At 70.1% G+C, this 12,679-nt stretch carries 12 protein-coding genes and 1 pseudogene; 5 read left to right on the forward strand and 8 right to left on the reverse strand.

Annotated features, from left to right (window positions below):
• The first annotated feature begins 150 nt into the window (after positions 1-150).
• The gene (lysS, locus tag ACIBCK_RS38150; protein ID WP_399397841.1) at positions 151-1,905 is read left to right on the forward strand and encodes a lysine--tRNA ligase; all 1,755 of its coding nucleotides are present in this window, start codon (positions 151-153) and stop codon (positions 1,903-1,905) included.
• 727 nt (positions 1,906-2,632) lie between these two features.
• On the forward strand, positions 2,633-2,842 hold the full coding sequence (locus tag ACIBCK_RS38155; RefSeq protein ID WP_399397843.1) for a hypothetical protein: 210 nt from the start codon (positions 2,633-2,635) through the stop codon (positions 2,840-2,842).
• Here ACIBCK_RS38155 and ACIBCK_RS38160 read toward each other — a convergent pair.
• The 3 genes from ACIBCK_RS38160 to ACIBCK_RS38170 form a co-directional block, all read right to left on the reverse strand.
• Complete coding sequence (locus tag ACIBCK_RS38160; protein WP_399397844.1) at positions 2,839-4,311, reverse strand: DUF2637 domain-containing protein; 1,473 nt, start codon at positions 4,309-4,311, stop codon at positions 2,839-2,841. The genes ACIBCK_RS38155 and ACIBCK_RS38160 overlap by 4 nt on opposite strands.
• A 172-nt stretch (positions 4,312-4,483) precedes the next feature.
• Positions 4,484-5,350, reverse strand: coding sequence for a DUF3558 domain-containing protein (locus ACIBCK_RS38165; RefSeq protein WP_399397846.1), 867 nt, complete (start codon positions 5,348-5,350; stop codon positions 4,484-4,486).
• 116 nt (positions 5,351-5,466) lie between these two features.
• Positions 5,467-6,378: a DUF3558 domain-containing protein gene (locus ACIBCK_RS38170; protein ID WP_399397848.1), complete on the reverse strand. Its 912-nt coding sequence runs from the start codon at positions 6,376-6,378 to the stop codon at positions 5,467-5,469.
• A 181-nt stretch (positions 6,379-6,559) separates the two neighbouring features.
• On the opposite strand from ACIBCK_RS38170, the gene ACIBCK_RS38175 reads away from it, so the two are divergent.
• Positions 6,560-7,753, forward strand: a complete 1,194-nt coding sequence (locus ACIBCK_RS38175; protein ID WP_399397850.1) for an RtcB family protein — start codon at positions 6,560-6,562, stop codon at positions 7,751-7,753.
• Positions 7,754-7,800: 47 nt separating this feature from the next.
• Here the strand turns inward: ACIBCK_RS38175 and ACIBCK_RS38180 are convergent.
• The 3 genes and pseudogenes from ACIBCK_RS38180 to ACIBCK_RS38190 all read right to left on the reverse strand — a co-directional run bounded on the left by ACIBCK_RS38180 (position 7,801) and on the right by ACIBCK_RS38190 (position 9,706).
• A pseudogene (locus tag ACIBCK_RS38180) lies at positions 7,801-8,445 on the reverse strand (hypothetical protein).
• A 74-nt stretch (positions 8,446-8,519) separates the two neighbouring features.
• A complete protein-coding gene (locus ACIBCK_RS38185) occupies positions 8,520-9,311 on the reverse strand; it encodes an SDR family NAD(P)-dependent oxidoreductase (RefSeq protein ID WP_399397852.1) in 792 nt (263 codons plus the stop codon).
• Positions 9,312-9,370: 59 nt separating this feature from the next.
• On the reverse strand, positions 9,371-9,706 hold the full coding sequence (locus tag ACIBCK_RS38190) for a YnfA family protein (protein WP_160506481.1): 336 nt from the start codon (positions 9,704-9,706) through the stop codon (positions 9,371-9,373).
• An 88-nt stretch (positions 9,707-9,794) separates the two neighbouring features.
• Here ACIBCK_RS38190 and ACIBCK_RS38195 point away from each other — a divergent pair, with 88 nt between their 5' ends.
• A complete protein-coding gene (locus ACIBCK_RS38195) occupies positions 9,795-10,301 on the forward strand; it encodes a GNAT family N-acetyltransferase (RefSeq protein ID WP_399397854.1) in 507 nt (168 codons plus the stop codon).
• A gap of 197 nt (positions 10,302-10,498) precedes the next feature.
• On the opposite strand, the gene ACIBCK_RS38200 is transcribed toward ACIBCK_RS38195, so the two are convergent.
• A complete protein-coding gene (locus ACIBCK_RS38200) occupies positions 10,499-11,353 on the reverse strand; it encodes a DUF6597 domain-containing transcriptional factor (protein WP_399397856.1) in 855 nt (284 codons plus the stop codon).
• An 81-nt stretch (positions 11,354-11,434) separates the two neighbouring features.
• Between ACIBCK_RS38200 and ACIBCK_RS38205 the strand changes: the two genes are divergently transcribed.
• The gene (locus ACIBCK_RS38205; protein ID WP_399397858.1) at positions 11,435-12,037 is read left to right on the forward strand and encodes a TIGR03086 family metal-binding protein; all 603 of its coding nucleotides are present in this window, start codon (positions 11,435-11,437) and stop codon (positions 12,035-12,037) included.
• A gap of 55 nt (positions 12,038-12,092) precedes the next feature.
• Here the strand turns inward: ACIBCK_RS38205 and ACIBCK_RS38210 are convergent, their stop codons facing one another.
• Positions 12,093-12,533: a hypothetical protein gene (locus ACIBCK_RS38210; protein ID WP_367049147.1), complete on the reverse strand. Its 441-nt coding sequence runs from the start codon at positions 12,531-12,533 to the stop codon at positions 12,093-12,095.
• Positions 12,534-12,679 lie beyond the last annotated feature (146 nt).

Consider the following 12,679-nt stretch of genomic DNA (forward strand, 5'->3'; position numbering starts at 1 on the left):
GTGCCGTTCTGCTCGGGTGCCTGGTTGCTGGAGGTCTAGAAATTCGAGTATCCCACGGGGTGAAAAGCGGTTTTCGCTGTTGCGGGTCGACCTGGGAGAATGACTCCGACAAGCGGTACTCACGTAGCAGAAGAGTTGAAGCAGAAAGGCGTGCCGATCGTGGCTCAGAGCACCGATACCACCGACTGGGTCTCCCGCTACGCGGACGAGGTCATCGCCGAGTCGGAGCGTCGTGCCCCGGGCAAACCGGTCGTCGTCGCCTCCGGGCTCTCGCCCTCGGGCCCCATCCACCTGGGCAATCTCCGCGAGGTCATGACCCCGCACCTGGTCGCGGACGAGATCCGGCGGCGCGGGCACGAGGTCCGTCACCTCATCTCCTGGGACGACTACGACCGGTATCGCAAGGTCCCGGCCGGCGTCCCCGGCATCGACGAGACCTGGGCCCAGCACATCGGTAAGCCCCTCACCTCCGTGCCCGCCCCGGCCGGTTCCGCGTACGCGAACTGGGCCGAGCACTTCAAGGCGGCCATGACCGAGGCGCTCGACGAGCTGGGCGTGGAGTACGACGGGATCAGCCAGACCGAGCAGTACACCTCGGGCGTCTACCGCGAGCAGATCCTGCACGCGATGAAGCACCGCGGTGACATCGACGCGATCCTCGACCAGTACCGGACCAAGAAGGCCCCCGGGAAGGGCGGCCAGAAGCAGTCGCAGAAGCCGGTCGACGAGGCCGAGCTGGAGGCCGCCGAGGGGTCGGGCGCCGCGAGCGAGGACGACGGCAGCGGCGGCCAGAGCGGGTACTTCCCGTACAAGCCGTACTGCGGCGCGTGCGAGAAGGACCTGACCACGGTCACGTCGTACGACGACGAGAGCACCGAGCTTTCGTACGTGTGCGCGGACTGCGGGCACACCGAGACGGTGCTGCTCAGCGAGTTCAACCGCGGCAAGCTGGTCTGGAAGGTCGACTGGCCCATGCGCTGGGCGTACGAGGGGGTCATCTTCGAGCCGAGCGGCGTGGACCACTCGTCTCCCGGGTCGTCGTTCGTGGTCGGCGGGCAGATCGTGCGCGAGATCTTCGCGGGCGTGCAGCCGATCGGCCCGATGTACGCGTTCGTCGGCATCTCCGGCATGGCGAAGATGTCGTCGTCGAAGGGCGGCGTGCCGACTCCGGCCGACGCGCTGAAGATCATGGAGGCGCCGCTGCTTCGCTGGCTCTACGCCCGGCGCAGGCCGAACCAGTCCTTCAAGATCGCCTTCGACCAGGAGATCCAGCGGCTCTACGACGAGTGGGACAAGCTGGACGCGAAGGTCGCGGACGGCTCCGTGCTGCCCGCGGACGCCGCGGCGCACTCGCGTGCGGTGCGGACTGCTGCGGGGCCGCTGCCCGCGACCCCGCGTCCGCTGCCGTACCGGACGCTCGCGTCCGTCGCGGACGTCACGGCTGGCGCGGAGGACCAGACGCTGCGCATCCTGCGGGACCTGGACCCGACGGACCCGATCTCGTCCCTGGACGAGGCGCGGCCGCGCCTGGACCGCGCCGAGAACTGGATCACCACCCAGGTCCCGGCCGACGCGCGCACGATCGTGCGTTCGGAGCCGGACGCGGAGCTGCTGTCGTCGCTGGACGACGAGGGCCGTGAGTCGCTGCGGCTGCTCCTGGAGGGCCTGGACTCGCACTGGTCCCTCGACGGGCTCACGCACCTGGTGTACGGCGTGCCGAAGGTGCAGGCCGGGTTCTCCGCGGACGCGACGGCGAAGGAACTCCCCCCGGAGATCAAGGTCGCGCAGCGGTCCTTCTTCGCCCTCCTGTACCGCCTCCTCGTCACCCGCGAGACGGGCCCGCGCCTGCCCACGCTGCTGCTCGCGGTGGGGGCGGAGCGGGTGCGGAAGCTGCTCGGCGCGTAACGCTCGGCACTCGGCCTGACGGTACGAACACGGGGGCGCCGCCCAGCTTTGCCGGGGCGGCGCCCCCTTCGCGTGCCGCATGTCGGGCTTCGGGGGCGTCGGCTTGGCGGGGGCTGTCCTGCTTCGCGTGCCGCGGCGAGCGAGGCGGTGGGCCCGGCGGGTCGCCGCCTGCTGTCCTGCTTCGCGTGCCGCATGTCGGGCTTCGGGTTGACCGGGCTTGGTGGGGCTCGGTCTCTCTTCGCGTGCCGCGGACTGGACCGCCGCTTCGCGGCGGAGTTTTCCCGCCCACCCACCCGATTACCCCGTGGCGGATTTGCCCCACCCGTCGTGGTCGCCGGGGGTTTGCCCGTTGGCGCCCGCCCGATTGACCGGTGGCGGATTTGCCCCACCCGTCGCCGCCGCGCGGCGTCACCCCCGCCCACCCACCCGATTGCCCCGGGGTAATCGGGTGGGTGGGCGGGAGAGTTTGTTCGGTCAGGGTGTATGCGGGGTGCCGGGTGGGTGGGTGGGGGACCTCCGCCGCGGAGCGGCGGGGTGGTTGCGGCCAGGCGTTGTATCAGGCGCGGTCTGGCCCTCCCGGGCGCGCGAGCCGGGCAGCGCGATTGCGGCCGGAGGGCGGGGAGGCGGAGTCCGCCCCGCTGCGGGGCGAGCCCTGCACCCTTTGGACTACCGGGAGATCACTCCGGGGCAGGACGCTCGAGGCCCCGGGGCCAGCCATCGTGGACGTATGAAGGAAATCATCGCCATCGTCGGATGGGTCCTCGGGATCCAGGGAGCCCTCGGCGCCGCCGGACGCATCTTCGGGGACAAGCCCTGGGGGCTCCTCCAGAAGTGGTGGGACGTGCCCACCCCCGCGTACCTCGCCCTGTTCGCACTCGGCGCCGCCCTCGCCATCTGGGGCGAGGCCGGCAAGAAGCGAGCCCGCAGCAGCGCCTAGGCGCTGTACTCCGAGTCCAGTTCCTCCTGGTAGCGGCCCCGGAAGTCACGCAGGTACGGCCGCAGGGTGCTCTCCGCGGGAGGGCCGCCCGCCTGGCCCGTGACGCCGTACAGGTCCATCAAGTACAGGCCGAACTGCCGGGCGTTGGGGTAGTCCCCGCGCTCGTTCACGTACTTGCGGAACGCCGCGAAGTACGCGTCGTCACGCGAGACGTCCTCCGGGAGGCCGGACGCCTCGGATACCTCGGGCAGCGGCTCAAGCCCCTCCGAGGCCTCTGCGGGTTCCGCCACCTCCGCCACACCCACGGACTCCTCGCGCGGGCCCGGAATCAGATGCTGACCGCCGAGCGGCCGCGTACGGCCGGGGCCCGCGGGGACCGGGAACGCCGGCTCGGGAGCAGCCGCGCCGCCGCCCTGCTCGTCGAAGTACGCCTGCTGCTGCTCCAGGTACTCCTGCTGCTCGACGTAGGCCTGCTGCTCCGCGTACGCCTGCTGGTCCGCGTACCACTGGTCGTGCGGCTCTTCAGGAACGTACGAAGCCTGCTGAGCGGCGAACCACGGGCTCACGTGCGCGCCTTGAGGGGCACCCTGGGCCTCCGGCCCCTGCTGCTCCTGCCCCTCCTGCCCCTGCTGCCCCTGCTGGGGCTGAGGACGCGGCTCGGGCTGCGGCTGCGGCTGCGGCTCCGCCTCGGGCCGAGGCTCGGCCTCCAACTGCGCCGCGGGCACCGACGGCTTGGTCAACTCCGCACGCTGCACCTCCGGCGCCGGCGGCAGCAGCGCGGGCTCGATGCCCGCCGCCGCGAGCCCCGCCGGAGCCGTCTCCGCCAGCGGCACACCGAACCGCGCGAGCCGCAGCGGCATCAACGACTCCACCGGAGCCTTGCGCCGCCATGAGCGGCCGAAGCGGGCCTGAAGGCGCGCCTGGTAGATGAGACGGTCCTGCTCCAGCTTGATGACCTGCTCGTAGGAGCGCAGCTCCCACAGCTTCATCCGCCGCCACAGCTTGAACGTGGGCACGGGTGACAGGAGCCAGCGCGTGAGACGTACGCCCTCCATGTGCTTGTCGGCCGTGATGTCCGCGATCCGGCCCACCGCGTGCCGAGCCGCCTCCACGGCCACCACGAAAAGCACCGGGATGACGGCATGCATGCCCACACCCAGTGGGTCCGGCCAGGCCGCGGCGCCGTTGAAGGCGATCGTCGCGGCCGTCAGGAGCCACGCCGTCTGGCGCAGGAGCGGGAAGGGAATGCGGATCCAGGTCAGGAGCAGATCCAGCGCCAGCAGGACGCAGATACCCGCGTCGATGCCGATCGGGAAGACCACCGAGAAGCTGCCGAAGCCCTTCTTCTCGGCGAGCTCGCGCACGGCCGCGTACGACCCCGCGAAACCGATGCCGGCGATGACGACCGCACCGGCGACGACCACGCCGATGAGTATCCGGTGCGTGCGTGTCAGCTGCATCGCGGCCACCCGCGAACCCCTCCCTGTTCGGTTTGTTGCGAGCGACAGCCTGGCACACGCATGCGGAAGCCGGTGTGCCGGTACGGCAGGAGCCCGGCCACCAGAGGGCCGGGCTCCACAACTTCCGTGCAATCGCCGCTAGTTGTGCGCGGTACGCGCACGGGGGCTCTACGGCCCCGCGTCAGCTCTTGGGCTTGGAGCTGGACTTGGACTTCGACTTGGAGCCCGAGTCGGAGTCCGAGCCCGAGTCCGATGAGCCGGAGTCCTTGGAGCTCTCGGAGGCCTTCGGGTCCTTGGAGTCGCTGTCCGCGCCACCCGCCTTGTTGGCGGAGGCGACCGCCTCGGCGGCCTCCTTCGCGGCCTTCTCGGCGTCCTTGGACAGATCCTTCGAGCTCGGAGCCTTGTCGCCCGCCAGGCCCGCGCCGTTGTAGTCGATCGTCACGACCGCGTTCTCCACGCGCGTCACGACCGTCTGCTGCTTGAAGTTTTCCTTGTCCTTCTTCAGGTCGTAGTGCACGACCGTCGTCTGGTCACCGAGCCCCGGCACCGGCTCCGTCTTGACGCTCTTCGCGCCGTCCGTCGCCTGCGCGTCCGCGACCTGCTTAGCGAAGCTGTTCTGCGCGCGCTTGGCACCACTGCCGAGCGACGCGTCCGAATCGAAGCGCAACAGCGACACGCGCAGCCAGCGGAACTGCGAGCCGTCGACGCCGTTGTTCTCAAGGCTGTCCCACGAGCAGGTGCCACGCGCCGACGTGTCATCGGACGTGCCCGCCTTGCCCGACTTGTCCTTCGCCTTCGGGACGAGGTCGTCGAGCGTCTTCTTCGACAGGACCTCGCAGGGCTCGGGCAGCTTGCTGAACGCCGCCTTCTCCACGCTCGCGGCCTTGTCCTTGCCCGATGCGGAAGCCGAGGCCTTCGAGCCCGAGTCCTTCTTCGCCCCGTCCGAACCCGAGCCGGAGTCGGAGGAGCAGCCGGAGGCAATGAGGATCACCGGTACGGCGGCTGCGCAGGTGAGTATGCGGGTGAGTCGCTGTGCTGGTCGGTGCATGGTTCCTTCACTCAAGTCACTCAGGACGGCTGTCGTCGGTTCGATGGGCCACGGTACGCCGTGCCCGACGCGGACGACTCCGCTTCCGAAGACCCGGGCACCCCTCAGGACCGCCGCTATTCGTCGAACCTGTCGGCCAGGATTCCGGCCAGTTCCTGCGCCTTGTCCTGCATTTCCTTGCTGTCGGGGATCTCCGTACGACGCCCCGGCTGCTCGTCGTACTCGACGGTCACGATCACATTCGACGTGCGGAACACCACAGTCACCGTGCGGTGCCGGGTCGCCGAGGCGGCCGTCGTGAGCGCGTCGTCGAGGAAGGACGCGTCGCCCAGGTCTTCGAGGAGCCGGGGCTCGAGGCCGGGCGGCGTGACGGGCGCTTCCGCGTCGCTGCTGGAGTCACCGTCGCCCGAGTCACCCCCACCTTCACCTCCGCCTTCACCCTTGTCCTTGCCCTCGTCGGACGCGTCCCCGCCCGACCCGGCGCTGTCGGACGGCTCGGGGTCGGCCCCGTCGCTCCCGTCCCCGCTCCCGTCCGCGTCCCCGTCACCCGCATCGGCGGAGGACGGGGTGCTGGAGGGCTCGGGCAGATCGGCCTTCTGCACCTTCGACGAGTAGACCTCTGTGGCGCGGGTGTCATCGCTCACGGCAGCGTCGTACGAGACGACCCGCTCGAAGTCGACCAGCAGATGGTGAGTGGCATCCGAGGACTCCACCTTCCAGCGGCAGCCCACGCGCCGGTCGGTGTCGTACGTGACGGTCGGCACACCCTCGTACGCCTTCTCCCGCTGCTCCTCGTCCGGGTTCTCCTTGATGCCGGGCAGCATCGAGTCGAGCGTGCCGGTGTCGACCTCGCCGCAGGCCTCGGGGAGCGTGCGGTACTTGCCGGGCTCGGCGGCCGCGGTCGTCCCGCCGGTGTCGCCGGGCTTCGAGTCGTCCGGCTCCCCGCCGAGCGCGCCTCCGCCCGTGCAGCCGGCGAGCAGCGCCGCGATGAGAGCTGCGACGCCTGGTACGTAGGCCTTCCGCTGCACCGTATGGGCTCCTTCTCGCGGGGATATTGGGTTGCCGCTGATGGGCGACCGGTGGACACAATGTGTATCGCACGCAATGCCGTGGACGCCGGTCCGTGATCCCTTTCGTTGACCTTGGCTCCGGTATTTGCGCTTGGAGACTTTCAGCACTTTCATGCAACTACGGGGGAATGAGGAAGTTATGTCGTACGTGGAGGTTCCGGGGGCAAAGGTACCGATCCGGATGTGGACGGACCCGGCCTCGGTGGAGGACGTGGCACTCCAGCAGCTCCGGAACGTGGCGACGCTGCCCTGGATCAAGGGCCTGGCCGTCATGCCGGACGTCCACTACGGCAAGGGCGCGACGGTCGGCTCGGTGATCGCCATGCAGGGCGCGGTATGCCCCGCTGCGGTGGGCGTAGACATCGGCTGCGGAATGTCCGCGGTCAAGACCTCCCTGACGGCCAATGACCTGCCGGGAGACCTGTCACGGCTGCGGTCGAAGATCGAGGCCGCCATTCCGGTGGGGCGGGGGATGCATGCGGAGGCGGTGGATCCTGGGCGGCTGCATGGGTTCGGTACGTCCGGGTGGGAGGACTTCTGGGGGCGGTTCGAGGGGGTTGCTGACGCGGTCAAGTTCCGCCGGGAGCGGGCTGCCAAGCAGATGGGGACGCTTGGAGCGGGGAATCATCATGTTGAGGCTTCAACTGACTCTTCCGGTTCTGTGTGGCTCACGCTGCACTCGGGCTCCCGCAACATCGGCAAGGAGCTCGCCGAGCACCACATAGGCATTGCCCAGAAGCTCTCGCACAACCAGGGCTTGGTGGACCGTGACCTGGCGGTCTTCGTTTCGGACACCCCGCAGATGGCGGCGTACCGAAACGACCTCTACTGGGCTCAGGAGTACGCCAAGTACAACCGCGCGATCATGATGGGCCTCCTGAAGGACGTCATTCGCCGGGAGTTCAAGAAGGCCAGGCCGACCTTTGAAGCGGAGGTCAGCTGTCACCACAACTACGTTGCCGAGGAGCGGTACGAGGGGATGGACCTGCTGGTCACGCGTAAGGGCGCGATCCGGGCAGGCTCCGGTGACCTCGGCATCATCCCGGGGTCGATGGGCACGGCAACGTACATCGTGAAGGGCCTCGGCAACGAGAAGGCCTTCAACTCGGCCTCGCACGGCGCGGGCCGGCGGATGAGCCGGAACGCGGCGAAGAAGCGCTTCTCCACGCGTGACCTGGAGGAGCAGACGCAGGGCGTCGAGTGCCGCAAGGACTCGGGTGTCGTGGACGAGATCCCGGGCGCCTACAAGCCGATCGAGCAGGTCATGGAGCATCAGCGTGACCTGGTCGAGGTCGTGGCGAAGCTGAAGCAGTTCATCTGCGTGAAGGGGTGAACCGAGAGTGCCCCGACCGTGGACGGTCGGGGCACTCGATCAGTGCCTCACTGGTCGTTCGCGGGCGTGGGTACCTTGCCGTTGCGTAGACGCCAGAGGCGGAGGTTGCAGCTTCGCGCGGTCCGCCCCAGCGCTTCGGCGGCGGCAGCGGGGGTGCCGTGCTCCAGCAGGACGCGGTCTTCCCACTCCTTCCAGCGACGCCGTTCGGGTCCGACCTTCATGTCGATCGGCCGCACCCATGTGGCGAGCGCTGCGAGACGAACGGGAGGCCTTGGCTCGTGTAGCCGACCGAGCCGTCCGCGTCGATGACGCCCCGCAGGTAGTCGCGCCGTGAGAACTCGACGCGTGGTGGGGTGATCCTCTTGGACTTGCGCCCATAGGGCAGGCCGAGTTGGTGCAGTGTGGTCCGTGCTTCGAGGGAGCACAGGCTCCACGTCGCCGAGTGGTGTTCCTCGGAGAAGTTCGTGGAGCGGGTGCGCTCGCTGATGCTGCTGTTGTACGGGGTCAGTCGCTGGAACTCGCGCAGGATCTCGATGTCCCGCACGTTGATCTCGGCGGTCAGTTTCCCCTTCTGGCCCGCCCCTTGCTGCAGATGCCCGTCGGCCTGCAAAAAAGCCGAACATGTAGGCGTACTCGGGGACTTCGAGGTCCATGAACCGCGATATGGGCGCGCTAGGCTCGCGTTTAGCCATGAGGAAGCTCTAGGCCTTCCTGTGTGGTCAGGCCCCCGGCCGGGATCGCGTCTCGTGGAGAGGGGCGGAGCGCCCTACAGCTCCCGGTGGATCTTCGTGTTGGAGGCCTGGGCTCGGGGGCGGACCACCAAGAGGTCGATGTTCACGTGGGGTGGGCGGGTTACCGCCCAGGTGATCGTGTCCGCCACGTCGTCGGCCGTGAGGGGGGCCGTCACGCCTGCGTAGACCTTCGCGGCCTTCTCCGTGTCGCCGCCGAAGCGGGTCGTGGCGAACTCCTCCGTCTTGACCATGCCGGGGGCCACCTCGATGACGCGGACCGGGGTGCCGACGATCTCCAGGCGGAGGGTCTCGGCGAGGACGTGCTCGGCGTGCTTCGCGGCCACGTAGCCGCCGCCGCCCTCGTACGTGCCGTGGCCGGCGGTGGAGGAGAGGACGACGACCGTGCCGTCGCCGCTCGCGGTGAGCGCGGGGAGCAGGGCCTGGGTGATGTTCAGGGTGCCGATGACGTTCGTCTCGTACATCTGGCGCCAGTCGTCCGGGTCGCCGGTGGCGATGGTGTCGGCGCCGAGCGCGCCGCCCGCGTTGTTGACGAGGACCGCGACCTTGCGGAAGGCGGTGGCGAACTCGTCCACGGCCGCGCGGTCGGTGATGTCCAGTGCGTACGCCATCGCGTCGTGCCCCGCGGCCGTGATCTCGGCGGCGAGGGCCTCGATGCGGTCCTTGCGGCGGGCGGTGAGGACGACGCGGTAGCCGGCGGCCGCGAGTCCGCGCGCGGTGGCGGCGCCGATGCCGCTGCTCGCGCCGGTGACGATCGCGATGCGGGTGGCTGCGGGCGCTGCGGGCGCTGCGTTCGCGGCGGCGGTCATGGCTGCTCCTTGGGCGTACGTGTGTTCCTGTCCTGTTCCGCCAGGATAGGGCGCCGGGGCTAGCGACCCCGTGGGGCGTACATGATCACCGCCATGCCCGCGAGGCAGATCAGCGCCCCGGTCACGTCCCAGCGGTCGGGCCGGTAGCCGTCGGCGACCATGCCCCAGGCGATGGACCCCGCGACGAAGACCCCGCCGTACGCGGCGAGGATGCGGCCGAACTCGGCGTCGGGCTGGAGCGTGGCGACGAAGCCGTAGACGCCGAGCGCGATGACGCCCGCGCCGATCCACGCCCACCCCTTGTGTTCGCGCACCCCTTGCCAGACGAGCCAGGCGCCGCCGATCTCGAAGAGCGCGGCGAGGGCGAAGAGGGCGGCGGAGCGGGCGATGAGCATGGGGAGATCGTGGCACGAGGGGTGCCCGGAGGCTTTGCACGCGCTTCCCCGGAGCCTGTTGTCCGACCCTCCCCCTACCGTGGCCGGTATGGAGAGATCGCCGTTGTCAGAGCCGTGCCTGGTTCCCTGGTCCGAGGGTGACTTCGCGTTGCTGGTCGCCTGTAACTCCGCTGCGATGACCGCGCATTTGGGCGGCCCTGAGACGCGTGAGCAGTTGGTGTCCCGGCATCGGCGTTACCTCGCGCTGGAGCGGGGACAGATGTTCCGGATCGCGCTCGATGGTGACGCCGTCGGTTCGATCGGGTACTGGGAGACGTCCTGGCAGGGGGAGTCCGTCTGGGAGACCGGGTGGGGTGTGCTGACCGGGTACCAGGGGCGGGGTATCGCGGCGACGGCCGCGCGGCTGGTCGTCGAGGAGGCACGGGCCACCGGTCGGTACGCGCGGCTGCACGCGTTTCCCGCCGCGGACCACGCGGCTTCCAACGGGGTGTGCCGGAAGGCCGGGTTCACGATGCGGGGCGAGCACGACTTCGAGTACCCGAAGGGGCACTGGATGCGCTGCAACGACTGGAGCGTCGACCTGACCGGCTGCTGAGGCGGTGGCGCGGTGGCGCGGCGAGGCGGTGAGGCGGTGCCCTGCTGACGCGCCGGAGCGCCGAAGCGTCGTAGGCCGGACGCCCGCGCACCGCAACGCCGAAGGGCCGGAACGCCGAAGAGCTGGCACGCCCGCGGAGCGGGCGCCCGAGTGCCGAAGCGACCGAGCGCCGAAGCGACCGAGCGCCGAAAGGCTGATCACCGCGACGGTGCGTACGCCGTCGGCGGTACGCCCACCGTCGCCGTGAAGTCCCTGATCAGGTGGGCCTGGTCGGCGTAGCCGAGTGCGGCGGCCACGTCCGCCCAGTCCACCTCCTCGTCCGTCTCCGCGTGCTCCAGCGCCTCGTGGATCCGGTGGCGCAGGATCAGCCACTTCGGGCCGACTCCCACGTACGCCGAGAAGAGCCGCTGGAGCGCTCGTACCGACATGCCCTCCGCCCGTGCGAACGTGCTGACCCGGCGGATGCCGCGGTCCGTGCGGATGCGTTCGGCCAGGGCCATCGCGAGGTCGGCCTGGGGGTCGGGCGTGGGGCCGAGGCTCAGCAGGAAGGCGTCGAGGCCCGCCACGCGCGCCTGCTCGTCCTCCGGAGTCAGGACCGCGTCCAGCGCGCCCGCGGGCACCTGCTCGAACACCTCCTCCAGCGGCAGCAGCCGTCGCCCCGTCCACGCGGACACCGGCGCCGACGGTGCGAACGGCCGGAAGCCGCCGGGGCGGAACTTCACCCCGCACACCCGCCCCCGCCCCTCCAGCTTCTGCGTGAAGAGGTCGAGCCCGATCCCCGCCACCTCCGCGAAGGGCTCCTGCCCGGCGAACCTCTGGAAGACGACGTTCACGGAAGGGTGCGGCACGATGTGCGAGGCGTACGGCTCGGCCAGGTCCCAGTCGATCAGCCAGTACTGCTCCACGTAGGGACGCAGTGCGGCCGCGCCCGGTGCGACGCGGCGGAAATGTACGCGGGCGAAGAGTCCGGCGGCATCGACGATCCCACGGGTGTCGGTCCGCGGCCCTGGTGGTGACCCCGGAGGCGGCCCGGAAGCGGAAGCGTCGGCCATGGCTGGATCGTATGCCGGGGCCTCGCGCCCGTGTCGCGTTTCTTCAAGCCACGGGCGTGGTCGCCGCCTTAGCGTCACGTCATGAATGAGAACAGCATCGCGAGTGAGAACAGCATCGCCGACCTCCTGAAGGCGGCCACCGCCCACGCCGTCCCCGTGGTCCGCGCGATCCCCGACGACCGCCTCGCCGACCCCACCCCCTGTACCGAGTACGACGTAAAGGCCCTGGTCAACCACCTACTCCAGGTGATCGTCCAGTTCCAGGCGCTGGCGGCGAAGCAGGACTCCGACTTCAGCGAGTCCCCGGACTACGTCGCCGAGAGCCCCGGCTGGCGCGAGCGTTTCGCCGACGAGGCGGGGAAGCTGGTCGCCGCCTGGGCCGCGCCCGGGGCCGACGAGGGCACCACGGGGGCCATGGACATGCCCGCGAAGACCGTCGGCTGCATGGCGCTGCTCGACCTGACGGTGCACGCCTGGGACCTGGCGCGGGCCACGGGGCAGGAGTACGAGCCCGCTTCGGAGAGCAGTGGCGTCGTCGCCGCGCTGCGGGAAGCGGTCGCGGGACTGGCCCCGACGGCTCGGAAGATGGGCGTCTTCGGGGAGCCGCTGCCGGTACCCGAAGGGGCCTCCGAGCTGGAGCGGCTCCTGGCCGAGACGGGCCGGGACCCTCGCTGGACTCCGTAGGCCTGTAGGCCGTGACTCGCGCGGCCGGTGTGGATCCCGAGGACGAGAGCAGTGCTCAGGGCCACACCAAGCAGTAGGCCTGATGCCCCGCGTCATGCAGGCGGTGGCTGAAGTCCTGCCATTCGTGCAGGAGTTGGTAGACGTTGAAGGCGTCGCGCGGGCCGCCGCGGTCGGGGACCGTGGACCAGATGAACGCCGCGGCGCCGACCGACTCCTCGCCGATGCCGCGCAGCGGGTCGACGACCGTCATGGGGAGCTTCACCACGGCGTAGTCCGGGTGCAGGACGACCAGTTCGAGTGGGGGCACCTTGTGCAGGGGTATGCCCTCGATGCCGGTGAGGACCATCGCGGCCACCGTCTCCGGCTTGATCTTCGTGAACATGCCGTTCATGCCCAGCTCGTCACCGCCGAGCTCTTCGGGACGCATCGAGATGGGCACGCGGGCGGCGGTCGCGCCGTCCGGAGCTCCGAAGTACTTGTAGGTCACCCCACCCACCCGGCCACTCCTGCTTCCCGCCCGGTCCTGCTCCGTCTCGCCGTCCCGTGCCAGGGCCTTGGCCTCGGCCGCTTCCGCCTCGCGCCGGTGCTTGCCGATCCGCCGGGCACGCCGCGGGCCCAGGCCGTCGGTCCCCTCGCCCAGTC

It is taken from the genome of Streptomyces sp. NPDC051218 (assembly GCF_044455475.1).
Taxonomy (GTDB): Bacteria; Actinomycetota; Actinomycetes; order Streptomycetales; family Streptomycetaceae; genus Streptomyces.